Origin of the sequence: Rhizobium hidalgonense (assembly GCF_005862185.2) — a bacterium.
GTDB classification, from domain to species: domain Bacteria; phylum Pseudomonadota; class Alphaproteobacteria; order Rhizobiales; family Rhizobiaceae; genus Rhizobium; species Rhizobium hidalgonense.
Window position 1 is genome coordinate 3,357,549 of record NZ_CP054027.1, and the last position, 25,269, is coordinate 3,382,817.

Sequence of the window (25,269 nt, forward strand, 5' to 3'; positions counted from 1 at the left end):
GGTCACAGATAGCCTCCTGAATATGGCGAAAATTGCCCGGAAGAATGGCTTTTCCCGCCCAATTGATGAATAGGATTTTAATTATAATCAAGACACGGTGTTAACCGCTGTTTTTCCCTTCCCATGATTTTTGGCATCGCCGGCGGGCAATCGTAAATTAACCCCCGCCCCCTACAGTCGCCCGGAAGATGGGAGTTTCATTTTGCTATCCAGGCTGAGCGACAACAAGCAGTTGCGGCGCGTGCTGAAGAATACCCGCGTCTCTTTTCTGGTTTCTTCGCTTGTCGCCTTGGCCGTCATCATGGTCGGCTTCGGCCTCGACCGGGCCAATACTCAATCTTATGTGCGCGAACTGCATATCCGCACCGAAAGCGAGGCGAATCTCATCCGCGCCCGGGTCATGGCTGAGATCAATATGGACCTCAGCATGGTCCGCGACCTTGCCAATCTGATCTCCGTCAGCGCCGCAAACGGAGAGGAGATGGAGCGGCAGATCAACTGGCTGCTGATCCAGAATCCGTCCTTCATTCACATCGCGGTCGCACCGGATTTCATTATCGACAACGTCTATCCCAGGCTACCCGGCAACGAGCAGATCGGCCGCGACGTACGCGCAACGCTGTTTTCACGCCAGACAATGACGCCAGCGGCCAGCGATCAGTCGGCACGCTTCTATGGCCCGGTCAGCACCGACGGCCGGGACGGCTTTGCCATATTCTTCCCGGTTTTTGTCAAGGAGAACGGCCAGCGGCGGGTTTGGGGAGCGGTCGAACTGGCCATCGACCAGCAGATGTTCTACGAGGCGACCGGGCTGATGCCGGCGCGCGACCGCGAGAACCGGGAACGTTATCCGCATCTCGACCATCTTTCGATCGCCATCCGGGATATCGGCTCGCCGGCAAGGGCCGCGATGGCACCCTTCTTCGGATCGTCCGATATCGACGACAAGGAGCCGATGCGCCAGAAGATCGGCTTTGCCGGCGGCAAGTGGGAACTCTCGGTCGTTCCGAACAGCGGCTGGGACGCGATACCTGAAAACCGAACCGAGCTGCGCCTGATCGTCGCCGCCGCCGGCTGCATCATCATCATCCCGATTTTCTTCGCCACACTCCTGCTCGGCGAGCGCAATCGCAACATCGCCGAGTTGGAGACACGCGAGGCGAAACTGAAAGAACTGTCGCAGCGGCTCGATCTGGCGCTCGAATCCTCGAATATCGGCATCTGGGAGCTGCAGGATGATTCGAGCAGCCTGCTCTGGGATGCGCGCGCCGCCGCCCTCCACGGCAAGCCGGCGCAGGAGGGAAGCCGGGCGCTCGACGAATGGCTGGCGGCGATCCAGCCCGAGGATCGAGACATCGCCGAAATGCACTTCTTCAGCTGCAGCATCGCCGGCGCTGCCTGCACGGCGCAGTACCGCATCCTGCTTGCCGATGGCGGCATCCGCCACCTGCGCTCGGTCGGCGCCTTCTATACCGATGCCGGCGGCGTCAGCAAGACGATCGGCATCGTCTGGGACGTGACCGCCGATGCCGAGACGACAGACACGCTGCGCAAGGCCAGGGACACGAGCGAGGTCAAGAATGCCGAGCTGGAACTGGCGCTTGAAGAGCTTTCCAGCCGCGAGGGAGAGCTCGCCGAACTGTCGAGCCGGCTCGACCTGGCGCTCAATTCCTATCAATGCGGCATCTGGGAAGCACGGCCCGACCGCGGCGGCTCGATCTGGAACGAGCGCATGCACGAGCTCTATGGGCTTGCGCCACGCAAGGGCTTCATGACCGAGGAGACCTGGCTTGGATGCATCCACCCCGAGGATCGGGCACTGGCGCTGGAAAGCGCGCGTTACTTCAAGAAGAACGGTGATACGCACACGCTCGTCTGCCGGGTGATCGTCGACGGCGGCGCGGTGCGCTATGTGCGCTCGGTCGGCAAGGTCCACCAGACCGGGACCGGCGAGATGAAGATCATGGGCATCGCCTTCGATGCCACCGAAGACGTGCTGATGACGATCCGGCTGAAAGCGGCCAAGGACGAGGCGGTCGCCAAGAATATCGAGCTCGAGCTTGCCAAAAACAGGATCGAGCACAATTCGCTGCACGACCCGCTAACCGCACTCGCCAATCGCCGCAAGCTCGATATCGCGCTGGAAGAGCTGACGCATGACGGTCGCCGGCAGCGGCAGAAATTCTCGATCCTGCATATCGACCTCGACCGCTTCAAGGACATCAACGATACGCTTGGCCATGCCGCCGGCGATGCGATGCTGGTGCATGCCTCGAGGGTGCTCGCCAGGAATGTCCGCGGCAGCGATCTCGTCGCGCGCATCGGCGGCGACGAGTTCGTCATCCTCGCCCTCGATGTCGGCGATAAGGAGATGGCCGAGCTTTCGACGCGGATCATCGAGGAGATGCGCCAGCCGATCGATTTTCAGGGTTTCTCCTGCCGCTGCGGCGTGTCGATCGGTGTGGCGCTTGCCAACGGCATTCATGTCGATGCGCGCAAGGTGCTGATCAATGCCGATATCGCACTCTACCGCGCCAAGAGCATGGGCCGCAACCGCTTCGAATTCTTCAATCACAATCTCCAGGCCGATATCATCAACACCAAGCGCACGGCCGACGAGATCCTCGCCGGCATCGACAATGGCGAATTCACCGCCTGGTACCAGCCGCAATTCTCAGCCCGGACGATGGAGCTGACCGGGGTCGAGGCGCTGGTACGCTGGAAGCACCCGTCCAAGGGGTGGCTCGCCCCCGACAAGTTCCTGCGCATCGCCGATGAGATCAATGTCGTGCAGATGCTCGACCGGATCGTGCTGGAAACGGCGCTGCGCGACAAGATGCGCTGGACGGCGCTGGGCATTGCCGTGCCGAAGGTCTCGGTCAATGTTTCGGCGCGGCGGCTGCATGACGGCAGCCTGCTGGAATCGCTTGCCGATCTGCATATCCGCCCCGGCGAACTCTCCTTCGAACTGGTGGAATCGATCTTCCTCGACGAGAGCGAGGACGTCGTCTCGCACAATCTCGAGCGCATCAAGGCGCTCGGCATCGATATCGAGATCGACGATTTCGGCACCGGCCATACCTCGATCGTCAGCCTGCTGAAGCTGAAACCGAAACGGCTGAAGATCGATCGCCAGCTGGTGCAGCCGATCGTCGGCGCCTCGCAGGAGCGGGCGCTGGTCCGCTCTATCATCGAGATCGCCCGCTCGCTCGGTGTCGAGACCGTGGCCGAAGGCGTGGAAACGGCAGCTCATGCCGAACTGCTGCGCGATCTCGGCTGCGACATCCTGCAGGGCTACGCCTTCGCGCGACCGCTCTCCTTCGACGATTTCACCAACGAGGCGACGGGACCCGGATGGCGGTTGGCATCCTGACCGCCTTCCTTTGATAGGAACGGAAACAGCATTTCCGCAGCTGCCGGTTTGGCGCAAAGAAAGGCTTTTGCCTCGACGGCTTTTTGGCCTATGAGTGTCGCGCCTTTTCAAGCAACGGCGCGATCGGCTTTGGCGCGCCACCCGTGGGAACACATGTCGCACAATACATTCGGTCACCTCTTCCGCGTAACCACCTGGGGCGAAAGCCATGGTCCGGCACTCGGCTGCGTCGTCGACGGCTGCCCTCCGGGGCTGCGCTTCAAGCTCGAGGAGCTGCAGGTCTGGCTCGACAAGCGCAAGCCCGGCCAATCCCGCTTCGTGACGCAGCGGCGCGAGGACGATCTGGTCAAGGTGCTGTCCGGCGTCATGCTCGACGCCGACGGCGAGACGATGACATCAACCGGCACGCCGATCTCCATGCTGATCGAAAACACCGACCAGCGATCCAAGGATTACGGCGAGATCGCCCGGCAATACCGCCCCGGCCATGCCGACTTTACCTATGACCTCAAATACGGCATTCGCGATTATCGCGGCGGTGGCCGTTCCTCGGCGCGCGAAACCGCAGCCAGGGTCGCGGCTGGCGGCATCGCCCGCCTCGTCGTGCCTGGTGTGACTGTGCGCGGCGCCTTGGTGCAGATCGGGAAGCACAAGATCGACCGGCGCAACTGGGATTGGGATCAGGTCGGCCAGAACCCGTTCTTCTCCCCCGATGCGGCAATCGTGCCGGTCTGGGAGGAATATCTCGACGGCATCCGCAAGACGGGCTCTTCGATCGGCGCAGTCGTCGAAGTAGTCGCCGAAGGTGTGCCGGCTGGCCTCGGCGCGCCGATCTATGCCAAGCTCGACCAGGATATCGCCTCGCTGCTGATGTCGATCAACGCCGTCAAGGGTGTGGAGATCGGCAATGGTTTTGCCGCTGCCGAAACGTCAGGTGAAGACAATGCCGATGAGATGCGCATGGGCAATGACGGCACGCCGATCTTCCTTTCCAACCATGCCGGCGGTATTCTCGGCGGTATTTCCACCGGGCAGCCGGTGGTGGCGCGTTTCGCCGTCAAGCCGACCTCCTCGATCCTGACCGAGCGCCAGTCGATCGATGCCGATGGCAAGAATGTCGATATCCGCACCAAGGGCCGGCACGACCCCTGCGTCGGTATCCGCGCCGTGCCAATCGGTGAGGCGATGGTCGCCTGCGCCATCGCCGATCATTATCTTCGCGACCGCGGCCAGTCCGGCCGTCTGAAATAGGAGCGTCCCATGTCTTACGACCAGAAGCGCGTCGTCGACGCCATCCGGGCCTTCGAGGCCGGCGAGATCGTCGTCGTCATGGACGACAATGATCGCGAGAACGAGGGTGACCTGATCGTCGCCGCCGTGCACACGACGCCGGAAAAGATGGCCTTCATCGTGCGCCACACCTCGGGCATCGTCTGCGCGCCGATGCCGAGGGAAGAGGCCAAGCGCCTCAACCTCAACGCCATGGTGGCAGAAAACGATTCGGCCCATACGACGGCCTTCACTGTCTCGGTCGATTTCAAGCATGGCACGACGACCGGCATCTCGGCCGACGACCGGACGCTGACGGTGCGCAACCTCGCCAATCCGAATGTCGGCGCCGCCGATTTCGTCCGTCCCGGCCACATCTTTCCGCTGGTATCGCGCGAAGGCGGCGTTCTGATGCGCTCCGGCCATACCGAAGCCGCCGTCGACCTCTGCAAGCTTGCCGGCCTGCCGCCGATCGGCGTCATCTCCGAACTGGTCAACGATGACGGCACCGTCACGCGCGGCCCACAGGTCGTCGATTTCGCCGCGCAGCACGGGCTGAAGCTCGTCTCCGTCGCCGATCTCATCGCCTATCGCCAGCGCAAGGAAACGCTGATCGAACATGGCGCGAGTTTCGACGTCGACACGCCGTTCGGCAAGGCTAAGGCCCACACCTATGCCCTGCCCTGGGACCCGATGCAGCATCTTGCCGTCGTCTTCGGCGACATCCGCGACGGCGTCGACATCCCGGTACGCTTGCATCCGGAGAATGTCGCCGAGGATCTCTTCGGCAAGAACAGCCCGGTCGATTTCTATATGCAGAAGATTGCCGAGCAAGGCCGCGGCGTCATCGTCTATCTGCGCGAGGGTTCCGTCGGCGTCGGCCACACCGACAATGGCCGCAAGGCCCGCAGCCAGGGCCGCGAAGCCCATGCCGAAGCACAGAGCCGCGACAGCGAATGGCTGGAAATCGGCCTCGGCGCCCAGATCCTCAAGGACCTCGGCGTCAGCTCGATCAAACTGCTGACCAGCCGCGAGCGCCATTATGTCGGCCTGGAAGGTTTTGGGATCAAGATCAGCAAGACGGAGATCTGCTGAGGGAGTTCGCGATAACCCGCAGAACTATTCGGCTACCCTCGCCAACCCTCCAAAAGCACAACCTTCTCCACCCCCGCAAACCGCGCCACCCGGTCCAGTTCCGCCTCCAGCCGCTCTAGCCGCCCGGCCGAAGGCTTCACGCCCGGCTCCAGCCACAGCCGCTTGACGTCGAGCGTCGACTTCCTCCGATCCGCCTTCATGTCGATGCGGCCGATCAGCCTATCGCCTTCGAGTAGCGGGAAGACGTAATAGCCATATTCGCGCTTCGGCTCGGGCACGAAAATCTCGATGCGGTAGAAGAAGCCGAACAGGCGTTCGGTGCGGTTGCGGTCGCGGATCATCGGATCGAAGGGGCTGAGGACGCGGATGCGCGGCGGCGCGCCGGGGTAGTTGTCGAGCGTCGAGAGAAAATCGGCAAAGGCCCAGGAGGGGCGCGGTTTGGCCCCGAGCGCCGATTCGATCAGCACTTCGATCAGCTCGTCGCGATGGGCTGATACCCAGGCCTTGGCCTCATCGGGCGAGACGAGGTGCCAGAAGGCCGATATTTCGCCATGGGTGGCAAAGCCGAGGCGGGCGAGCGCACTGCGGCAGGCCCAGTCGACGAATTCCTCGCGGCTCACCTCCGGCTTACGGAACTCCTCCGGGATGACGCGCTCCGTCAGATCATAGATCTTCTGGAAATTCGAGCGGCCGGCGATGGCGAACTTGCCGGTGTGCCAGAAATATTCGAGCGCCGTCTTGTTCGGATGCCAGTTCCACCAGCCGCCGGAGACATGGCCGTCGGCCTTGATGTCCCGCGCCAGGATCGCGCCGTCGCGCTCGACGCGCTCATAGGTTTCCGCAAAAGCCGCCTCGAAACCCTCGCCGCGCCATTTGCGCCAGCGTTCGACGATCACTTTCTCCTGATGACGGAACTTGTGCTTCCAGTAGACGAAGAAGGCGCTCGGCAGAATGGAGGCGTCATGCGTCCAGTGTTCGAACAGCGCGCCGTCCTTTTCGAGCAGCGCCGTCAGGTGCTCGCGCCTGTAGGTCTGGTTGCGGGAAAACAGGATCTGATGATGGGCCCGCTCCACCGTCTGGATGCTATCCACCTGGACGAAACCCAGCTCACGGATGAGCTGCAGCAGGCCCTCCTTGGTCAGGGCGCGGTTCGGTGGCGCGCTGAGCCCCTGCTTAGCAAGAAAGACACGGCGGGCGTCGGAATTGGAGAGCAGATTCGTCATGGCCACATCATAACGCGGAAAATCTTCCTAGCCACCCGATATCGCTCTCGGCTGTCGACAGCGAGATTTGTGCTTTCATCAATCCGATGTCCCCGTATAGAAGCATTCCCGCAAGTTGACGCCAATGGCTGCCCCTCACCCTAACCCTCTCCCAATAAAAACGGGGAGAGGGGATGTGCCTTGCGAGCGGCACGTGGAGTATGGAGAGGTCGCGGCATGGTCCCTTCGCCCCGCGAGCGGGAGAAGGTGGCGGCAGCCGGATGAGGGGCTGGTCTCGCAGATCTGCCCATTGATGGCGCTTTCCAGCGTCGCCGGATACGAGGAAATAGCTTGGACATACAATTCGAAGGTGCCGGGGTCAGTTTCGGGATGCGGGTCACGCTGCAGCCGCTGACGCTCGGCATCAGTGGCAAACGCATCGGCGTCATCGGGCTGAACGGTTCGGGCAAGACCACTTTCGCCCGGCTGATCAACGGGCTGACCAAGCCGACCACCGGCCGCGTCACCGTCAATGGCCGCGATACGAGTGATGAGAAATCTGCAATGGCCGATGTCGGCTTCATCTTCCAATCGCCGCAGAACCAGATCATCCTGCCGATCGTCAAAGACGACATCGCTTTCGGGCTGAAGCGGCGCGGTTTCACCAAGGTGGAAATCGAGGCGAAGGTCGAGGGTGTGCTGGCCCGCTTCGGCGCCGAGGCTCTGGCCGATCGCCGGGCGCACGAGCTTTCCGGCGGCGAGTTGCAGGTGGCCGCCCTCTGCTCGGTGCTGGCGACAGGGCCCGGCATTCTCATCCTCGACGAGCCGACCAACCAGCTCGACCTGAAGAACCGGGCCCTGGTCGAAGGAATTATCGCCGGGCTTGACGAAAGCGCCATCGTCATCACCCACGATCTGGAGCTGATCTCCGATTTCGAGCGGGTGCTGTTGTTTCATGAAGGCCGGCTTGCCGCGGATGCGCCGGCGGCCGAAGCAATCGCCCGCTACCGGGAGATCGCTGCGTGATGCAATCGCTCTATGTCGAAGGCAACAGCGTGATGCACCGGATTTCACCGCGGCTAAAGCTGTTGTCGCTTGCGGCCTTCAGCATCGCGCTGTTCGTCACCGGCAATCTCGTCCTGCTTTCGATCGCCGCGCTGCTGGCTGCCATCGTCTACCGCATGGTCGGCCTGCCGCTTCGTGATGGGCTCAGGCGGCTGCGGCCGATCTTCCTGACGATCGCCGTCGTCGCGCTCTTCAACCTGATTTTCCATCCCTGGCAAGAGGCTCTCGTACCGCTACTGCGGCTGACGGCGCTGATGCTTTTTGCCGCCACCCTGACGGCGACGACCTCGATCACCGCCTTCATCGACGAGGTGACGGCGCTTGCCCGGCCGCTCGAACGCACCGGTTGGGTTCAGGCCGACGACATCGGCCTGGCGCTTGGGCTGGTGCTGCGCTTCGTGCCGGAAATCGTCGGCCGTTACCAGGCGATCCGCGAGGCGCATATCGCTCGCGGGCTGAAAATCCGGCCGACGACACTACTTGCGCCGCTGATCATCCTGACGCTCAAGGATGCGGATAATATCGCCGCGGCGATTGACGCGCGCGGCATTCGGCGGCATGGAAGTTAACGATTGATAAACACGGAAGTCATGATGAGCACCCGCGATCTCGTTCTTACTGCCCTCTTTGCCGCAATCATCGTGGCGCTCGGCCTGCTGCCGCCGATTTTCCTCGGCTTCATTCCGGTGCCGATCACCGCGCAATCGCTCGGCGTCATGATGGCCGGCGTCGTGCTTGGCGCGCGCCGCGGCGCGATTGCCGTGCTGATCGTGCTGCTGCTGGTCGCCATCGGCCTGCCGGTGCTGTCGGGCGGCCGCGGCGGGCTTGCCATCTTTGCGTCGCCAACGGCCGGCTTCCTGATCGGCTGGATCTTTGCCGCCTTCGTCACCGGCTACCTCAGCGAGCGGCTGGTCAACGACCAGCAATCCGCCCTCGTGCAGACGGTGAGCTTCTTCCTCACCGCCATGGCCGGCGGCATCGTCGTGCTCTATGCCTTCGGCATCACCTATCTCGCAACCGTCGCCGGTCTCGGCTTCACCAAGGCCTTTGTCGGCTCGATGGCCTTCATTCCAGGCGACGTGATCAAGGCTTTCGTCGCCGCCCTCCTTGGCCGCGCCGTCATGGTCGGCTATCCCCTGCTGCCGGTGCGCGCGTAACCATAAGTCCGGCCTGCCGGAACAGATATCGCAATGGCCGCCTCGGGCTCGAAGGCGGCCATTATGCGTTGACGCCGATCGCCTCCCAATCTCCGTCGCCGCAGCTCGTGAGCCTCAAGTCCACGGTCCGTCGGCGATTCTATGCCGTCTCGGCATGGCCTGGAATCCGGGCAACAAAAAACCGCCTTGAGGCGGTCGGGCATTCTATCGATTTCAGGCTATCTAATCTCCACCACCTCCGTCTCCACCACCTCCGTCTCCACCCCCGCCGTCACAGCCGCCACCGTGGCCACCGTCGCAGCCGCCATGGGAGGTGTCGAACCCAACTCCACCGCCGTCGCCAGAGCTGCCCGACTTGTGCTTGCTGCCCATGATCATCAGGGCACAAAACAGGATGAAGCATGCGAAGAGCACACCATCCGAGAAAAATGTATCCAATCAATATCCTTTCGTTTTGTTTCAGGAAATCTTGCTTCCTGATTAAAATAGTAGATTATTATCGCGATACCGGCAATGGCCCCAATATGAAACTTTCATGACACTCTTCTGCGCTGCCGGCCTACAGCGCAGAATATTTTCTCTCGGGCCGCTTACGCTCAGGCAACCGCTCTTTGCGGAAAGAGCACCGCTTGCGGGGCGGCTTTGACCCCGCTCACGATCAGCTGATCCCGATAGAGGCGAGACGCTATTCCCAGCCTGGAATGCAGCGTTGCGGCCGCGGCCGGCAGGAATGGGAGGAGGCAGCGAGCAATGATCGCAAGGCCGTAGACCTGCTCGGCCAGGCCAGCACCAAGACGTTCGAAGGTCGCTTGGCGATCCTCCGGAACGGGATCGCCAAGCAGCGCTTTCGCATCCACCCATGGTGCGCATTTTGTAAACCGCCGGTTCGCCTCGCCGATAAACTCGAAAATGTCGGCGAGGCCGACATGGAGCTCGTAGGCATCGAACGCCGCCGATACCTTCCCCGGAAGGCGGTGAGCCTGCTGCACGAACTCGGTATCCGGCACCGGCGGTACGATGCCGGCGAACGACTGATCTAGAAGGGCAAGCACCCGATTGGCGAGATTGCCGAGCTGGCCCGCGAGCTCGCCCGACCATGCGGCTTCCAGACGCTCGGCCGAGAAATCGCCATCGTCTCCCGAGCGGATATGCCGGAGCAGATAATAGCGCAGCGCGTCCGGCGTTCCGTAGGCGTCGATGATGCCTTCCGGATCGATGCCGTTGCCGGCCGACTTGCCGATCTTCCTGCCGTCGACCGTGACGTAACCGTGCACGAGAAGCAATGATGGCGGTGGCAGGCCGGCCGACAGCAGGATGGCCGGCCAGTAGATGGCGTGGAATTTGGAGATGCCCTTGCCGACGACGTGGATGCGTTCTGCGCCGTTCCAATAGCGCTGAACCAGCGCTTCGTCGGACCCGTGCCCCAGGCCTGTAAGATAGTTCGCCAGGGCATCGAACCAGACATAGACGACTTCACCCGCATCGGGGCCATCTCCCTCGGGAACCGGAACGCCCCAGCCTCGCGCCCGTTCGGCGCTGCGCGACACGCTGATGTCGGTGAGGCCCCGCCGCAGCAAGGAAAGGATTTCATTGCGCCGATGGGCGGGAACGATGCGAAATTCACCAGTCTCGACGAGTTCGAGCAGCCGGCCGCCATATCGGGAGAGACGGAAGAACCAGTTCTCCTCTCGGACGATCTCGAGAGCGACCCCATGTTCGGGGCAGCGCCCGTCATCGAGTTCCGACGGTTCGTAGAATTGCTCGCAGCCGACGCAGTAGAGGCCCTCATAGGCTCGGCGATAGAGGTCGCCGTTTTCAGCGCAAGCCCGCCACAAGGCGTGGACGCAGGCGACATGCCTTGGATCGCGTGAGGTGCGGACGAATTCCTGGTTGGAGAGATCGAGCCGGCCGCCCAGAGCCTCGAACCTGTCGGCATTGGCATTGACGAAGGCCCTCACCTGCAGTCCCGCGGCTTCCGCCGCCCTGACATTCTTCAGGCTGTTGTCGTCGGTTCCACACTGAAACCTGACGTCGTGACCGAGAAGCCTGAAATGGCGGGCATAGGCATCGGCCTGGACGAGTTCGAGGGCGAAGCCCACATGCGGCGCGGCATTGACATAGGGGATCGAGGTGGTGACGTAGATCTTGTTCATCGGCGTTTCCTTTCGAAGGCTATTGTTGCCCGCGAGACGGATCGACCCATGAAAAGACCGCCTCGAAGGCGGTCGCTGGTGCATCTGGACGCACGAAACCCGCCACGCTATGAGCGCGGCATCATCATCACGAAAGTGCTGATCAGGGTGTTGTCCATATCATTTTTCTAGCATGAAGGGCACTTTCGAACAAGCGCGCTTCAATGATCGGCGGCATCCGATCGGCATTCCTTCGTAAACCACTCCGTAAAACGACGCACCGGCTTTTTCGCCCAGGAACTGGTGATCAGGTAATATCCCTGGGTCTCCGCCGTCGAGATATCCGAAAGCACGACGAGGTCGCCACGATCGATCTCTCGCCGAAACACTTCGACCGGGCATAATGCGACCCCATGTCCGGCTATCACCGCCGTGGCAAGCATATTGAAGTCCTGAAATATCGGCCCGCGAACCGGCTCCGGCGCCTTTACGTCAGTTTTTCGGAACCATTCTTTCCAGCCGTCCACGGATTCGTCGTGCAGCAGGTCGGCGGCTGCAAAGGCAACGCTGTCGACAGTCCAGTTCCGCTTGAAAAGATAATGAACGCTGGCCACCGGCTGGTTGCGGCGGGAGAAAAGCAGCCGGCTCTCCCGTCCGCCCGACAGGTCTTCTCCCATGGTAATCAGAACATCCAGGCTTTCGTCATCGAAGCGCTCTTCCGCTTTTGCATAGACGATCCTGACATCGAGATCGGGATTGCTCTCGCGGAAAGACGGCAGTGCGGGAACCAGCCAGCGCGACGCGATCGAAGGAATGCATCCGACAGTGATCGAACGCATATTGTGGTCTCGGCGCATATTGCCCGTTGCATGGGCGATGGCTGCCAGAGAGCCCGAGACGGCCAGATAATATTCGCTGCCCGCCGGGGTCAGCGCGACGCCGCGCCCGGATTTTTGCAGCAGCTTGCGTCCCAGCCACGCCTCCAGATGTTTGAGCTGATGACTGATCGCCGCGTGGGTCACATGCAGTTCGTCTCCAGCCTTTGACAGGCTCATCAGCCTGGCAGTCGCTTCGAAGGCCCTCAAGGCGTTCAGTGGCGGCAGTTGCATATGTTCGAATTCCTCACATGACCGGCACGTGCTTTGATCCGCTAGAAACGAAGTTCCAATTTATACCTGTAACTTATTCTAACATTATTCTCAATTTTCATCATTTGAAGCAGGTGTGGATTCCAGTGCCTAATGGATCATGGATGATCGAAAACATCCCCGTCATTCCGGAGAAAGCACATGTTTGTGAGAAGTCTGAGAGAAGTGGAAGAGACCGAACGCTTCGTCGATTGGGGCAATGGCACAAGCCATCGCCTGCTGACGAATGATGACGGGATGGGATTCACCGTCTGCCACACGGTCGTTCGCGCCAACACGCAGGCATTGCTGCAGTACCGCAACCATCTGGAGGCCTGCTACTGCATCCAGGGAGAAGGCGAGGTAGAGGATATGGACGGCAATGTCTTTCCCATCCGCGTCGGCGACATCTACGTGCTCGATAAACATGACCGCCACTATTTGCGGGGCGGCAAGGACAAGGACCTCATTCTCGTCAGCGTCTTCAATCCACCACTGAAAGGCACGGAACGTCACGATTTGAACAACAGAAGCGGTTCCGAATACTGAGTCGAGCAACCGATCTCCGGCAGGCGTCTGCCATTCTTGGCGAACAGTTTGGCACTGTGATAGCAAGCATCGGAATTGCACGCTGTCGGTGCGGCGTGCCCACGTTTGGTGGAAGGGCCTGCTGCCGTGATCCGCACGAAGATCGACACGCTGTGGTTCAAGCGCTGTTGCGCATTTCACCTGCAGTTTCTTCCCGATCGCGAGGCGCTGTCAAAGCTCTGCGCCTTGCAAGACAGTGTCGAGCGAGACAGCGCCGCGGCCCTCGCACGCGTCCCGGCCACAAGCCTGCATATGACGGTCGTCAGTCTGGTCAAGGCCGCGGCCCAATTCAGCATAGCGAACGAGGAGATCTGGAAGCGGAACGGGGAAAGATGGATGGAAATCGTCGAGAGATTGATCGACGAGACCCCGCCGTTTGAACTTCATTTTCACGAGGTGGCGGCTTCGGAAGCTGCTGTCTTCGTAAAAGCCGAGGAGCCGGCGGCATTGCGCAGGCTTCGCTCGGCCATTTCACAGGCCATCTGTTTCGACGAGTGGCGTCCAATCCCGCCCCGCATAGCGCATATGACACTGTTCAGGTTTTTCGCCGAAGAGCCGGTGCCGGCGGTAAGCTTCGACGTGGGTTGTTTACCCATCAGAGTGCGGGCTGGATCCCTCACCCTGCTGGAAGAGCGGGTTTATCCAAACGTCGAGATCAATATACTCAGCCAACCTCTGATGCGCGGCAAATCCTGATCACGGGCTCTAATCCAGAAAACCGTAGAGCCAGTCCCGGGTCTCCTCCGGCAAAGACACTGGCAGCTGATCCTCCCCCGCGCGGGCCTGCCAGATGATCTCCACCTCGGCGGCCCGCTCCCCGCCGGTGTCGATCGAGACGAGGAAGCCGATGGAGCGAACACCGATCTTGTCGACGGCCGCAGTGAAGATGGCCGGCTCGTCGTAGTGCAGCGGGCGATGGAGAATGCAGGAAATCTTGGTGGCGCTGTATTTTGGTTCGTCCTCCACATCGGGCCGCGACGACCAGAAGCTCGCAATGACGGACTCGGCGTAGGAAATATAGGAGCCCAGAAACATCTGGCCGGTCATATCGACATCGCGAAACGGCACGTGTATTTCCGCCACCCCAGGGCGTTTCGACTGGTTCATCAACAACTCTGCCTACAAAATTCCCCGTCAACGACAGTAGCGACGGCGTTCGTTGAAGTAAACGCCGCAAATGACCGGAATTGCAATGCGGCGGACAGTCGGAAGGCGTGGCGACAGCGCTTGTTGAAATCATCAGCCGATGCCCCATCTGCTGTGGAACATGACATAAGTGACCGATAGAGTGTCTCCATGAGCACCCGTCTTTACGAACATCCGATCTTCCTGGAACATGTGACGCCCGCCGGCCATCCGGAGCGATCGGACAGGATCCGCGCCATTAACGTCGCGCTGGAACATCCGAATTTCGAGCGACTGGAGCGCCGGCAGGCGCCGCGGGCGAGCGAAGATTCGGTGCTGCTGGCGCATCCGGAGGAACATCTTGCCGCCGTGATGCGGGAGATTCCCGAGGAAGAGGATCGGATCAACCAGCTGGAAGCCGACACCTATGCCAGCGCCAGGAGCCTGCAGGCCGCATTGACCGGCATCGGCGGCGCGATGGCGGCGGTGGACGACGTCTTCTCCGGCGCCGCCGACAATGTTTTCGTCGCCGCCCGCCCGCCCGGGCACCATGCCGAGAAGATGACGGCGATGGGTTTCTGCTTCTTCAACAATGCGGCGATCGCCGCCCGCCATGCGCAGAAGAGACATGGCGCCGAGCGCGTCGCCATCATCGACTGGGACGTGCACCATGGCAACGGCACCCAGGATATTTTCTGGGACGATCCCTCGGTGCTGTTTTGCTCGACGCATCAGATGCCGCTGTATCCCGGCAGCGGCGCCAAAGACGAGAAGGGCAAACACAACACCATCGTCAATGCGCCGCTTTCGCCGAATGTCGGCAGCGACCATTTCCGCGAGGCATTCAAATCGCGCGTGTTGCCAGCCGTTGCCGATTTCCGGCCGGATCTCATCATCATCTCCGCCGGTTTCGATGCGCATCACCGCGACCCGCTGGCGCAGATCAACCTGACCGGCGAGGATTTCGACTGGGCGACCGGGCGCGTGCTCGAACTGGCCGACCGTCACGCCAAGAACCGGGTCGTCAGCCTGCTCGAAGGTGGTTATGATCTCGAAGGCCTCGCCGAATCGGCGGGCATGCATATTCTGCGAATGATGAAGGGTTGAGAATGACTGACAGCGCCAAGCCTGAAGTATCGGGCCTTTCCTTCGAAAAGGCGGTCGCCGAACTCGAAAGCATCGTCGCCCGGCTGGAACGCGGCGATGTGGCGCTGGATGAATCGATCGAGATCTATGAGCGCGGCGAAGCGCTGAAGAAACACTGCGAAACGCTGCTTTCGGCCGCCGAAAACCGCATCGAGAAAATCAGGCTCGACCGCGCCGGCAAGCCGCAGGGCGTCGAGCCGCTCGACGGAGCCTGAGGCGCAGCGAAACGCCTCTTCGAAGACGCTTGGCGTTCGGCTTGCGACCGATCTATGATCCCCTTCCAGAATGTTGAGGGGACAGACACATGACGGACAGATTGAAGGGCAAGGTCGCCATTATTTCGGGCGGCGCGACCGGCATGGGCGGTGCCGCCTCGAAGCTGTTTGCGGCGGAAGGCGCGCGTGTCGCGATCATCGACCGCAATGGCGAAGCAGCCGCCGAGACCGTCAAGCAGATCCGTGACGCCGGCGGCGAGGCCGACTCCTGGACGGCCGATGTCTCCGACGAAGCCGCCGTCAACACCGCCGTGGCGGGCGTCGAGGAACGCTACGGCGCGGTGACCGTGCTCTTCAACCATGCCGGCACCATCGTCATCAAACCCTTCCTCGAAACGACGCTTGAGGAATGGGACTGGCTGCATGCCGTCAATGTGCGCTCGATGTTCCTGATGACCAAGGCCGTGCTGCCGAAGATGATTGCCGCGGGCGGCGGATCGATCGTCTGCACCTCGTCGATCTCGGCGGTCGCCGCCACGCCGATGGAGGTACTTTACGACACGACCAAGGGTGCGGTGCATATGTTTGCCCGGGCGATTGCGGTCGAATTCCGCGACCGCAACATCCGCTGCAACGCCGTCTGCCCCGGCTTCATCCGCACGCCGCATGGCCTGCGCGAGGTGGCCGATCTGCAGGCGCTCGGCGTTGACGTTTCGGATGCCGCCATCGCCGCCCAGCAGGGGCGGATCGGCGAGCCCGAAGACGTCGCCCGGGCCGCGCTTTATCTCGCCAGCGACGAGTCCAACTTCGTCAACGGCGCCCACCTCTTCGTCGATAACGGCTTTACGGCAATCTGAGATTAGGCCTGCGCAGCGGGTCCGATTGGACGCGCCGCACTCCAGGCACTATCTGTGGTCGATGTCCTACCGCATAATGCAGCAATTCAAAGTGCTGCAGCGTCCTATGCGCGGCTCTCAGAGACGCGCGGCGCTGCAATGTTCGGAGATCAACCATGTCCTTTTTTCCCGGTAAAGATCCGCTGCCCGGCGATGCCTTCGCCTGTGATGCGATCGAGAATCTGATCATTCCGCGCAGCAGCGATATCGGCGGTTTCCAGGTGCGCCGCGCCCTGCCGACGCGGCAGCGGCGGCTCGTCGGGCCGTTCATCTTCTTCGATCGCATGGGACCGGCGATCCTCAAGCCCAACGAGGCGCTCGACGTGAAGCCGCATCCGCATATCGGCCTTTCCACCGTCACTTATCTCTTCGACGGCGAGATCCGCCATCGCGACAGCCTCGGCACCGAAAAGGTCATTCGTCCCGGCGATATCAACCTGATGACGGCGGGCCGCGGCATCGTGCATTCGGAGCGCACGCCGGATAATCTGCGCGGCCATCCGCTGCTGATGTCGGGGCTGCAGACCTGGCTGGCGCTACCCGACGACAAGGAGGAGATCGATCCCTCCTTCGCCCATACGGAAAAGACCGAGATGCCGCTGATCGAAACGCCAGGCGTGCGCGGGCGTGTGGTCATCGGCTCGTTCGAAGGCATGAGATCGCCCGTCGGGGTTTTCTCCGACACGCTCTATGTCGATCTCAGCCTGCAGTCGGGCACCAAGTTTCCCTTCGGCACAGCGCATGAAGAGCGCGCCGTCTACGTGCTCTCCGGTGAGGTCGTCATCGCAGGCGACCGTTTTGCCGCCGACCAGCTGCTGGTCTTCCGGCCGGGCGATCCGATCACACTCGAAGCCGGCAGCGACGGCTGCCATCTGATGCTGTTCGGCGGCGCGGCGCTCAATTCGAAACGTTATATCTGGTGGAATTTCGTCTCCTCCTCGAAGGAGCGGATCGAAAAAGCCAAGGAGGAATGGCGCACCGGCCGCTTCGATATCGTTCCCGGCGACGAGGAGGAATTCGTGCCGCTGCCGGAAGGCTGACGGCAGCGGTGCCTTGCGGAATCAGCCTGCCGCGAAATAGCGCGTCAGCGCACCTTTCGTGCGGTTGACATAGCCGTCCTGCCAGCTGTCGTCGACGCTGAGAAAGCCGGACCAGCCCTTTTTGCCCTGTCGCTTCAATTCCGCCTCGACGGCGCGGAAGCGATAGTGATCATAGACATCGAGGATGTGGACGGCATAGGCCTCGGCGAGCGCGCGGTCGCCTTTGACGATCAGCATGTTTTCGTCATTGGCGTAAGAGGCCTTGAAGCCGAGATTGTGGCTGCCGAGGACGACGACGCAGTCATCCGACAGGGGGTCGATCACCAGCACCTTGTCGTGAATGATGGCGCCGACCTTCTTGGCCGTCAGTTCCTCAGCACCGAAATCCGCCAGCAGTTGTCGGTCATCGATGCGCGACGCCCGGACGATCGTGACATTCGCCTCGTCGAAGGTATGGGGCGAGATAGCCTCTTCATCATCGTCGGGATCGTCGCGGTCGTTGTCCTTGCCGGCGACATAATTGGGCATGGCTTGGGCGCTTGAAACGGCGCCGGTGACGATCAGCTCCTGATCCTTGAGGCCAATATCGATTGCCTCGCCGACGATGCAATCCCTGCCCGACTGGCCGGGATAAAAGGCGAGGAACAGCACGGCGTGCTCGGCCCGGCGCATCAGCCGGTAGACCTCTCGAAGATCGGGCGGCGTTGCCTTGCCCTTTCTGCGGCTTTGCATGTTCGGAGAAAACCAGGCTTCGACCGACGCGCCGTTGCCGATCGGGACAACAGACGGCGCCTCGTTCGCGCGTCGGAAATCCTTGCTCTGCTGGTTGTCGGGCATGCCGTCATCGAATTCGACCGGAACTTCCAGCGTCGCATTGTCTTCCAGCATCCGCTCCCAATAAGAAATATAGACCGCGGCGACCGCGTCATTCCTGACGATCAACGCATTGTTGGATTGGCCGGCAAGCCCCGTCGCGGTCCAGTTGGTGCTGCCGGTGAAAACGCTGCGCTCGGCGCCGCCAGGCGGGATGTGCACGACGAATTTGTTGTGGCCGATCTGGCTCGAATTGTTGAACATCCGATGGTGAATCTCGACGCCGGCATCGATCAGCGCCTGGCGTGCGTGGGCATTGCGCACATCCCAATCGTCTCCGACCTTTCCCGTATTGGCGAGGATGATGCGAAGCCTGTCCTTGTAGGCAAGCAGCAGATCGAGCAGTTCCCTATCCTCCAGTTCGTAGAGGGCGACGAGGAAGCGGCCGGGCGCATTCATGAATTCCCTGAGCATTGGAATGACATCGCCGGCAAGATATTTGCGGATGCCGTTTTCCGGATTGGAGATCATGTCGATCAGTTCGTTCGGCTGCTTCACCCCATCTTCCAGCAGGACGTTTCGCAGCCACTGCGCGGCGAGGATGCCATTGGTAAAGGTAGACTCGAACTGGCCACGCTTGCGCGTCACATGCACCGGATTGGAGGCGACCGCCGGGCCGAGATAACCGAGCGGCCGCGGCGGTCCCTCATAGGCCCTGACCGCGATTTTCTCGAAGGTTCCGTCAGCCTTCTTGATCGGCCTGCCGTCTTTGTCCCGCTTGTTGATCTCGACGAGCTGAGGCGTCGGATCGGGTGCGGCCTGCATGCCCGGCTTGAGATCGCCGAGCGGACGGATTTCGTAACGCACGCGAACCTCGTCCGGCCGCCGTTTCATTTCGTTGCGCCGCTTGCGTAGCGTCAGGTCGCGCCAGGACAATTTTTGCACCGGCCAGAGCGACGTCGTTTGCGGCAGCCAATGCGGATTGCGCTGTCCCTTGAAGGCGACCCAGGCGGCGCAAGTGACACGGTCCTCGCTGCCATCAAGTCTTTTCGAGACGTTTCCCTGCTCGTCGAGATAGACGCGGACGACTTCAAACCCAAGGCATCCATCGATCTTGTCGTCGATGTCCCAGGCCACATAGGCGACCTCGTTGTTGACATAGGCATGCGCTGCAATAATGGTTCCCATGACCTGATCCCCCATCCGGCGCGGCAACATTGCTACCATTCCGTGTCATATTCAAGTTTCTCACCGGCTCTTCGCCCGTATGAGATCCCGGGCAAATCAGGCGAGTGCAACTTACAGAAATAGAAAGTGATATCGTCCGAAAGCGCTCACACTTTTTTCCGCCATGCTCTAAGGTGAAAACCTTCGGTTCCTGAAATGCACTTGTTTTGCCCCGATCTAATCGAATAAAGCGAAACAAGGAAAAGCAAGAAAGAGCGCCCGCCCGTGACACAACTGCCGAAGACCCCCCTGCTCGACCAGGTCACTTACCCCGCCGACCTGCGCAAGCTCGAGGATCGCGACCTGCCGCAGCTTGCCCGCGAGGTCCGGGACGAAATGATCGATGCGGTGTCGCGCACCGGCGGTCATCTCGGCGCCGGTCTCGGCGTGGTCGAGTTGACGATCGCCATCCACAGCGTCTTCGACACGCCTGATGATCGGCTGATCTTCGACGTCGGCCATCAATGTTATCCGCACAAGATCCTCACCGGCCGGCGCGACCGCATTCGGACGCTGCGCCAGGAAGACGGGCTTTCCGGCTTCACCCGCCGGGCCGAGAGTGAATATGATCCATTCGGGGCGGCGCATTCCTCGACCTCGATCTCGGCCGGCCTCGGCATGGCGATCGCCGCCGATCTCGACAAATCAGACCGCCGTGTCATCGCCGTCATCGGCGACGGCGCGATGTCGGCCGGCATGGCCTATGAGGCGCTGAACAATGCCGGGGCGCTCGACGCACGGCTCATCGTCATCCTCAACGACAACGACATGTCGATCGCGCCGCCGACGGGTGCGATGAGCGCCTATCTCGCCCGCCTTGCTTCCGGGCGCACCTATATGGGCTTCCGCGATTTCGGCAAGAAGCTGACGGCCTATCTCGGCAAGAATATCGACCGGGCGATCACCCGCGCCGTCGAACATGCCCGCGGTTACGTCACCGGCGGCACGATGTTCGAGGAGATGGGCTTTTATCATATCGGGCCGATCGACGGGCATTCCTTCGACCATTTGCTGCCAGTGCTGCGCAACGTGCGCGACAATGGCCGCGGACCGGTGCTGATCCACGTCGTTACCCAGAAGGGCAAGGGCTATCCGCCGGCCGAAGCCGCAGCCGACAAATATCACGGCGTCAACAAGTTCGACGTCATTACCGGCGCCCAAGCTCGGGTGAAGCCGAATGCGCCGAGCTATACCAGCGTCTTTGCCGAAGCGCTGGTGCAGGAAGCGACCCTCGACGACAAGATCGTCGGCATCACCGCCGCCATGCCGAATGGTACCGGCCTCGACAAACTCGCCGAAGCCTTTCCGTCGCGCTGTTTCGATGTCGGCATTGCCGAACAGCATGCCGTGACCTTCGCCGCCGGCTTGGCCGCGGAAGGCTACAAGCCGTTCGCCGCGCTCTACTCCACCTTCCTGCAGCGCGCCTACGATCAGGTCGTGCACGACGTGGCGATCCAGGGACTGCCGGTGCGTTTTCCGATCGACCGCGCCGGCTTCGTCGGCGCCGACGGCCCGACCCATGCCGGCTCCTTCGACACCGCCTTCCTCACCACCCTGCCCGGCTTCGTGGTGATGGCGGCGGCCGACGAGGCCGAACTCAAGCACATGGTGCGCACGGCTGTCGCCTATGACGGCGGGCCGATCTCGTTCCGCTATCCCCGCGGCGAAGGTGTCGGCGTCGACATGCCGGCGCGCGGCGAAATCCTGCAGATCGGCAAGGGACGCATCGTCAAGGAAGGCACCAAGGTGGCGCTGCTCTCCTTCGGCACACGGCTTGCCGATTGTCTGCTGGCCGCCGAAGATCTCGATGCCGCCGGGCTTTCGACGACGGTCGCCGATGCGCGCTTCGCCAAGCCGCTCGACCACGACCTGATCCGCCAGCTTGCCCGCCACCACGAGATGCTGATCACCGTCGAGGAAGGCTCGGTCGGCGGCTTCGGCAGCCAGGTCTTGCAGTATCTTTCGAGCGAGGGCCTGCTCGACAACGGCCTGAAGATCCGCTCGCTCGTCATGCCGGATATCTGGATGGAGCAGGCCAAGCCGGAAGCGATGAACGCCCATGCCGGGCTAGATCGCGCCGGGATCGTCTCGACAGTATTCAAGGCGCTGGGGCGTGGGGTTGCTGTTGGGGTTGCGGGGTAAAGATTATTGAGGGCGTGCCGTGTGGCCCCTCATCCGCCTGCCGGCGCCGACGGGGACGAGTGCTGAAGGAGATTGACCCGCAACCGGCGGGTGCTCAAAATTCTCTATTTTTGCCGCCAATTCTGCCGCCCATCGCTGTACTTGCTCCAACAGCCACCCCACCCTCCGTCATGCTCGGCCTTGAGCCGAGCATCCACAGCGCATTCACCGATGGTGGTGGCATGGATCCTCGGCTCAAGGCCTGGGCTGACGGAGAGTGAGGAGATGCCGCAGCCGTACACGCCTTTAAGCAGCGGATAACATTAGATTTTTCGTATCAGCAGGGTGGACCTCATCAAAAAAGGCGGCGCATCTCTGCGCCGCCCTCTGCATTTGACGTCACTTCCTAAAAGGGTCCCCCTCAGAACTCCGTCCAATCCTCTTGAACCGCAACCGCAGCACTCGCCTGTCTTCCGCCGAAGGCCTTGGTGACCTTGCTGGCGAGCGCGCGGGCGGGAGAAGCGACCGGACGGGCGTTGGCGACGGCTGCGCGCGGTGCTGCGGCATCCGGCCTTGTCTGGCCGAGCTTGAACTGGTGCAGCAATTCGTCGAGCGCGTTTGCTTCCTGGGCGAGCGCATGGCTGGCAGCAGTCTGCTCCTCGACCATGGCGGCATTCTGCTGGGTGCCCTGGTCCATGTTGTTGACGGCGGTGTTGATCTCCTGCAGGCCGATCGACTGTTCGCGGGTGGCGGTGACGATGGCGCTGACGTGGTGGTTGATCTCCTGCACCTCGGTAACGATGGCTTCGAGCGCCTTGCCGGTCTCGCCGACGAGGGAGACGCCGGCAACGACCTGTTCGCCCGACGTGGTGATCAGCGCCTTGATCTCCTTGGCCGCCTTGGCCGAGCGCTGAGCGAGCTCGCGGACTTCCTGGGCAACGACGGCAAAGCCCTTGCCGGCATCACCTGCGCGGGCAGCTTCGACGCCGGCGTTCAAGGCCAAGAGGTTGGTCTGGAAGGCGATGTCGTCAATGACGCCGATGATGTTGGAGATTTCGCCCGAGGACTTTTCGATCTGCTGCATGGCGGAGACCGCCCTGCGGACGACTTCGCCGGATTTTTCGGCGCCGAGGCGGGTACGCTCGACGAGATTGCCGGCATCCTCGGCGCGCTTGGCGCTGTCGCGAACGGTCGTCGTCACCTGCTCGAGCGCTGCGGCGGTCTGTTCGACGGCGGCGGCCTGCTGTTCGGTGCGGTGCGCCAGATCGTCGGCGGCGGAGCGGATTTCGCCGGCGCCGGCATTGATCGCCGAGGCGTTGCGGCCGACCGATTGCAGGGCTGCCTGCAGCTTTTCGACCGCGTGGTTGAAGTCATTGCGCAGGCTGTCATATTGCGGCGCGAACGGCGTCTGGAGACGGCCGGCCATATCGCCATTGGCAAGTTCGGCAAGGCCGCCGGCCAGAGCGTCGATGGCAAAGCGGATCTCGCCTTCTTCGCGGGCCTTCTGCTCGTCGCCGGCCCGGCGCTGGCGCTCGGCGTCGTCGCGCATGCGGTCGGTTTCGCCGGCAAGACGCAGCTTCTCGATCGCCGCCTGCTTGAAGACCAGCACCGATTGGGCCATGCGGCCGACTTCGTCACCGCGGTCGGTCGCCGGAACCTCGATATCGTTCTCGCCGCCGGCGAGGCGATCCATGGCCCCGGTCATGCCGACGATCGGGCGGACGATGGTGCGCGACATCAGCCAGGCAAGCACGGCGGCGGCAAGCGAGGCCACGATACCGCCGGCAAGCAGCGTCGTCTTCAGATCGCTGTTGGCATCGGCGCGGATTTCAGCAAGCGCTTCGGACTTTTCGCGGGCGCTGGCCTTGATCTTGGCCGAGGCCTGGCGGAAGCCGTCGAGCTGGCCCTTGGTGGCGTTGACGCCGATCTTGACGACCTCCTCGATCGGCATGGCGGTTTCCTTGCGCGCCTTGGTCTGCGGCTCGGCCAGTTCATGGAAATAGAGGTCGGCAGCCTTCTGCATGCCGTCGATCATCTCGACCAGCTGCGGTTCGCCGGCCGCTGTCTGCTTGGCGGCGGCGATTGCCTTCAGCATGCGCTCGCGGTTGGTAAAGACATCGCCATAGGTGCTGTCGCTGCGGAAGAGGATGAAGCCGCGCAGATTGACGGCCTGCTCGAGCATCGCCTGCAGCGCATCGTCGATCTGGTTGACGAGCAGTTCGGACTTTTCCTGCTCGGCAGAAGCGGCTGCGGATGCCGTCGCCTTGGAGTAGACGAAGGCGGAAACGGCAACGAAAATAAGAATGAGGGCTGCGAACGTGGCCGCAAGCTTCCCGTTCAAGGATATGTTTTTGGCGGACATCGGTGAATTTCTCCTGACGACAGTCGACGCGGCGAAGGTGGGTCGCGCGTGAGGCGCAACCGCAGGGATGTTTGAAACTGAGAACATGATCGGCGTTGAAACGCTTGCGCCGTCATGGCGCCGAGCGGTCCGGACGAACCGCTGCAATCGGGGCGAAGCTATGCGGGCGAGCTTTAGATTTGTTTAAATTGTGCGCAGCAGCAGCGACCGAAGCCATGATTAAAGCTGCTTAAATTAAGGCTGCTTCGGTTCCGCTTCCGGCGGATTGAGGATCAGGATGTCGAAATCCTTTGCGGGATCGAAATCCTCGGCCGTCATGCGGAAGGTCGTCGGGCCGATCTTCTGAACGTTGCTGCCGCAGAAGCTGATGAGGCTACCCGGCTTGCCCTTATCGATCGTCAGTTGGAAGCGCTTGATCGGCCCCGCCCAGTTGGCGCCGGTCGACAGCACATAGGAGATCCAGCTTTCAGTATAGTTGGAGCCGCCCGTCTCGGCCTCCCCCGCACGCTGTTGCGCGACCCTGACGAAATCCGCATCCAGGCAGTATTTGCGGGAATATTCCTCGAAGCGCTCACCCTTCGGTTGGCCGTTTTCGAGAAAGCTGATGGCGACGGTGCCGCCCACGGCCGGCCGGTAGCGGTGTTCGACGCTCACCTTCTTCTTCGCCGGAAAGGTGGTGCGCCACCAATAGGTCGAGCGTAGCGTCCAGAGCGGCACAAGATCGGCATCTGTCATGGCATAGATCAGGCCGCGGGCGATCCAGTCTTTCCGGGCGGGGTCGGGAAGCTTGGCGAGCGCTTCTGTCGTCTTCTGGCTGTAGGGCAGGACCGGAATGCCGTATTTGGTGAACTCGTCGGTCACGTCGATGCCGAGCGACACGACCCGCTGCTGCAGTTTGGCGGTGATCGGCCTGCCATCCTGCACGGTGGAAAAATGCAGGAAATTGTCGCTGTCATAATCCGAGATAGCCGAGTTGTTGTCCACCTGGCCCGATATGTCGGGCATCGGGAAGGCGACCAGGCTGTCGACATCCTTGTCGGAGGTGTTTTCGAAGACATAATCGACCCGCACTTGCGAAGCGGAGATGAACAGGTCCTCTTCGACCATGCTGACATCGTCGGATTGGGCAAAGATCAGCCCGCCGGTCTTGACCTCGGCCATGGTGTCGTTCGCCAGCGCCGGCGATGCCATCCCTGCCGCGACAAGAAGAGTGAAGAGCTTCAGCATAAAACACCCCCGTGTCTGCGGCCGCCCCGTCATCGCCGCGGCAGGATTATCGCCGAAAGCTTTCGAGGGTCAATGATGCTCTCTGGAAC

The 25,269-nt window shown here is 61.8% G+C and carries 20 protein-coding genes; 13 read left to right on the plus strand and 7 right to left on the minus strand.

What is annotated here, in order from left to right; translation table 11 throughout:
- Positions 1 to 202 precede the first annotated feature (202 nt).
- The 3 genes from FFM81_RS16340 to ribB all read left to right on the plus strand — a co-directional run bounded on the left by FFM81_RS16340 (position 203) and on the right by ribB (position 5,737).
- Entirely contained in the window at positions 203 to 3,373 is a 3,171-nt protein-coding gene (locus tag FFM81_RS16340; protein ID WP_138385107.1) for a bifunctional diguanylate cyclase/phosphodiesterase, read from the plus strand.
- A 153-nt stretch (positions 3,374 to 3,526) separates the two neighbouring features.
- Positions 3,527 to 4,624, plus strand: coding sequence for a chorismate synthase (aroC, locus tag FFM81_RS16345; RefSeq protein WP_138385106.1), 1,098 nt, complete (start codon positions 3,527 to 3,529; stop codon positions 4,622 to 4,624).
- A gap of 9 nt (positions 4,625 to 4,633) precedes the next feature.
- Positions 4,634 to 5,737, plus strand: coding sequence for a 3,4-dihydroxy-2-butanone-4-phosphate synthase (gene ribB / locus FFM81_RS16350; protein ID WP_003569892.1), 1,104 nt, complete (start codon positions 4,634 to 4,636; stop codon positions 5,735 to 5,737).
- Between the two features lie 32 nt (positions 5,738 to 5,769).
- Here the strand turns inward: ribB and FFM81_RS16355 are convergent, their stop codons facing one another.
- Positions 5,770 to 6,960, minus strand: coding sequence for a winged helix-turn-helix domain-containing protein (locus tag FFM81_RS16355; protein ID WP_003569894.1), 1,191 nt, complete (start codon positions 6,958 to 6,960; stop codon positions 5,770 to 5,772).
- A gap of 330 nt (positions 6,961 to 7,290) precedes the next feature.
- Between FFM81_RS16355 and FFM81_RS16360 the strand changes: the two genes are divergently transcribed.
- The 3 genes from FFM81_RS16360 to FFM81_RS16370 are packed head-to-tail and all read left to right on the plus strand — an operon-like array spanning position 7,291 to position 9,161.
- The gene (locus FFM81_RS16360; RefSeq protein WP_003569895.1) at positions 7,291 to 7,965 is read left to right on the plus strand and encodes an energy-coupling factor ABC transporter ATP-binding protein; all 675 of its coding nucleotides are present in this window, start codon (positions 7,291 to 7,293) and stop codon (positions 7,963 to 7,965) included.
- Positions 7,965 to 8,573 carry an energy-coupling factor transporter transmembrane component T family protein gene (locus FFM81_RS16365; protein WP_025415491.1) on the plus strand — a complete coding sequence of 203 codons (609 nt, stop codon included), beginning with the start codon at positions 7,965 to 7,967 and terminating at the stop codon, positions 8,571 to 8,573. Before FFM81_RS16360 ends, FFM81_RS16365 begins: the two co-directional genes overlap by 1 nt.
- Positions 8,574 to 8,597: 24 nt before the next feature.
- Positions 8,598 to 9,161 carry a biotin transporter BioY gene (locus FFM81_RS16370; RefSeq protein ID WP_025415490.1) on the plus strand — a complete coding sequence of 188 codons (564 nt, stop codon included), beginning with the start codon at positions 8,598 to 8,600 and terminating at the stop codon, positions 9,159 to 9,161.
- Positions 9,162 to 9,757: 596 nt separating this feature from the next.
- Here the strand turns inward: FFM81_RS16370 and metG are convergent.
- A complete protein-coding gene (metG, locus tag FFM81_RS16375; RefSeq protein WP_138385105.1) occupies positions 9,758 to 11,314 on the minus strand; it encodes a methionine--tRNA ligase in 1,557 nt (518 codons plus the stop codon).
- Positions 11,315 to 11,514: 200 nt separating this feature from the next.
- The gene (locus FFM81_RS16380; protein WP_128399283.1) at positions 11,515 to 12,402 is read right to left on the minus strand and encodes a LysR substrate-binding domain-containing protein; all 888 of its coding nucleotides are present in this window, start codon (positions 12,400 to 12,402) and stop codon (positions 11,515 to 11,517) included.
- Positions 12,403 to 12,582: 180 nt separating this feature from the next.
- Between FFM81_RS16380 and FFM81_RS16385 the strand changes: the two genes are divergently transcribed.
- Positions 12,583 to 12,969 carry an ectoine synthase gene (locus FFM81_RS16385; protein ID WP_003569901.1) on the plus strand — a complete coding sequence of 129 codons (387 nt, stop codon included), beginning with the start codon at positions 12,583 to 12,585 and terminating at the stop codon, positions 12,967 to 12,969.
- A 126-nt stretch (positions 12,970 to 13,095) separates the two neighbouring features.
- The gene (locus FFM81_RS16390) at positions 13,096 to 13,704 is read left to right on the plus strand and encodes a 2'-5' RNA ligase family protein (RefSeq protein ID WP_025415487.1); all 609 of its coding nucleotides are present in this window, start codon (positions 13,096 to 13,098) and stop codon (positions 13,702 to 13,704) included.
- 9 nt (positions 13,705 to 13,713) lie between these two features.
- Here FFM81_RS16390 and FFM81_RS16395 read toward each other — a convergent pair whose 3' ends face one another.
- Positions 13,714 to 14,115: a hotdog family protein gene (locus tag FFM81_RS16395; protein ID WP_138385104.1), complete on the minus strand. Its 402-nt coding sequence runs from the start codon at positions 14,113 to 14,115 to the stop codon at positions 13,714 to 13,716.
- Between the two features lie 189 nt (positions 14,116 to 14,304).
- Here FFM81_RS16395 and FFM81_RS16400 point away from each other — a divergent pair, with 189 nt between their 5' ends.
- The 4 genes from FFM81_RS16400 (at position 14,305) to FFM81_RS16415 (ending at position 17,430) form a co-directional block, all read left to right on the plus strand.
- Positions 14,305 to 15,240: a histone deacetylase family protein gene (locus FFM81_RS16400; RefSeq protein ID WP_138385103.1), complete on the plus strand. Its 936-nt coding sequence runs from the start codon at positions 14,305 to 14,307 to the stop codon at positions 15,238 to 15,240.
- A gap of 2 nt (positions 15,241 to 15,242) precedes the next feature.
- On the plus strand, positions 15,243 to 15,494 hold the full coding sequence (locus tag FFM81_RS16405; RefSeq protein WP_003545921.1) for an exodeoxyribonuclease VII small subunit: 252 nt from the start codon (positions 15,243 to 15,245) through the stop codon (positions 15,492 to 15,494).
- 89 nt (positions 15,495 to 15,583) lie between these two features.
- Complete coding sequence (locus tag FFM81_RS16410) at positions 15,584 to 16,351, plus strand: SDR family NAD(P)-dependent oxidoreductase (RefSeq protein ID WP_003569907.1); 768 nt, start codon at positions 15,584 to 15,586, stop codon at positions 16,349 to 16,351.
- Between the two features lie 155 nt (positions 16,352 to 16,506).
- Positions 16,507 to 17,430 carry a pirin family protein gene (locus FFM81_RS16415; RefSeq protein ID WP_003569909.1) on the plus strand — a complete coding sequence of 308 codons (924 nt, stop codon included), beginning with the start codon at positions 16,507 to 16,509 and terminating at the stop codon, positions 17,428 to 17,430.
- A gap of 21 nt (positions 17,431 to 17,451) precedes the next feature.
- Here FFM81_RS16415 and FFM81_RS16420 read toward each other — a convergent pair whose 3' ends face one another.
- Positions 17,452 to 19,431 carry a phospholipase D-like domain-containing protein gene (locus FFM81_RS16420; RefSeq protein WP_138385102.1) on the minus strand — a complete coding sequence of 660 codons (1,980 nt, stop codon included), beginning with the start codon at positions 19,429 to 19,431 and terminating at the stop codon, positions 17,452 to 17,454.
- 264 nt (positions 19,432 to 19,695) lie between these two features.
- On the opposite strand from FFM81_RS16420, the gene dxs reads away from it, so the two are divergent.
- Positions 19,696 to 21,612: a 1-deoxy-D-xylulose-5-phosphate synthase gene (gene dxs / locus FFM81_RS16425; protein ID WP_003569913.1), complete on the plus strand. Its 1,917-nt coding sequence runs from the start codon at positions 19,696 to 19,698 to the stop codon at positions 21,610 to 21,612.
- A gap of 400 nt (positions 21,613 to 22,012) precedes the next feature.
- Here the strand turns inward: dxs and FFM81_RS16430 are convergent, their stop codons facing one another.
- Together FFM81_RS16430 and FFM81_RS16435 are read right to left on the minus strand one after the other, a co-directional pair.
- Positions 22,013 to 23,953 (minus strand): methyl-accepting chemotaxis protein, encoded by a 1,941-nt coding sequence (locus FFM81_RS16430; RefSeq protein WP_138385101.1) that lies wholly within the window; start codon positions 23,951 to 23,953, stop codon positions 22,013 to 22,015.
- A gap of 234 nt (positions 23,954 to 24,187) precedes the next feature.
- On the minus strand, positions 24,188 to 25,180 hold the full coding sequence (locus FFM81_RS16435; protein WP_138385100.1) for a DUF4424 domain-containing protein: 993 nt from the start codon (positions 25,178 to 25,180) through the stop codon (positions 24,188 to 24,190).
- Positions 25,181 to 25,269 lie beyond the last annotated feature (89 nt).

Excerpts from the sequence above, each read along its gene's own strand:
- FFM81_RS16420 (WP_138385102.1), bottom strand. The coding sequence starts at position 19,431 with ATGGGAACCATTATTGCAGCGCATGCCTATGTCAACAACGAGGTCGCC.
- metG (WP_138385105.1), bottom strand. The coding sequence starts at position 11,314 with ATGAACAAGATCTACGTCACCACCTCGATCCCCTATGTCAATGCCGCG.
- FFM81_RS16380 (WP_128399283.1), bottom strand. The coding sequence starts at position 12,402 with ATGCAACTGCCGCCACTGAACGCCTTGAGGGCCTTCGAAGCGACTGCC.
- FFM81_RS16385 (WP_003569901.1), top strand. The coding sequence starts at position 12,583 with ATGTTTGTGAGAAGTCTGAGAGAAGTGGAAGAGACCGAACGCTTCGTC.
- FFM81_RS16400 (WP_138385103.1), top strand. The coding sequence starts at position 14,305 with ATGAGCACCCGTCTTTACGAACATCCGATCTTCCTGGAACATGTGACG.
- FFM81_RS16410 (WP_003569907.1), top strand. The coding sequence starts at position 15,584 with ATGACGGACAGATTGAAGGGCAAGGTCGCCATTATTTCGGGCGGCGCG.
- FFM81_RS16405 (WP_003545921.1), top strand. The coding sequence starts at position 15,243 with ATGACTGACAGCGCCAAGCCTGAAGTATCGGGCCTTTCCTTCGAAAAG.
- FFM81_RS16355 (WP_003569894.1), bottom strand. The coding sequence starts at position 6,960 with ATGACGAATCTGCTCTCCAATTCCGACGCCCGCCGTGTCTTTCTTGCT.
- FFM81_RS16435 (WP_138385100.1), bottom strand. The coding sequence starts at position 25,180 with ATGCTGAAGCTCTTCACTCTTCTTGTCGCGGCAGGGATGGCATCGCCG.
- aroC (WP_138385106.1), top strand. The coding sequence starts at position 3,527 with ATGTCGCACAATACATTCGGTCACCTCTTCCGCGTAACCACCTGGGGC.
- FFM81_RS16370 (WP_025415490.1), top strand. The coding sequence starts at position 8,598 with ATGAGCACCCGCGATCTCGTTCTTACTGCCCTCTTTGCCGCAATCATC.
- FFM81_RS16430 (WP_138385101.1), bottom strand. The coding sequence starts at position 23,953 with ATGTCCGCCAAAAACATATCCTTGAACGGGAAGCTTGCGGCCACGTTC.
- FFM81_RS16415 (WP_003569909.1), top strand. The coding sequence starts at position 16,507 with ATGTCCTTTTTTCCCGGTAAAGATCCGCTGCCCGGCGATGCCTTCGCC.
- FFM81_RS16395 (WP_138385104.1), bottom strand. The coding sequence starts at position 14,115 with ATGAACCAGTCGAAACGCCCTGGGGTGGCGGAAATACACGTGCCGTTT.
- ribB (WP_003569892.1), top strand. The coding sequence starts at position 4,634 with ATGTCTTACGACCAGAAGCGCGTCGTCGACGCCATCCGGGCCTTCGAG.
- FFM81_RS16365 (WP_025415491.1), top strand. The coding sequence starts at position 7,965 with ATGCAATCGCTCTATGTCGAAGGCAACAGCGTGATGCACCGGATTTCA.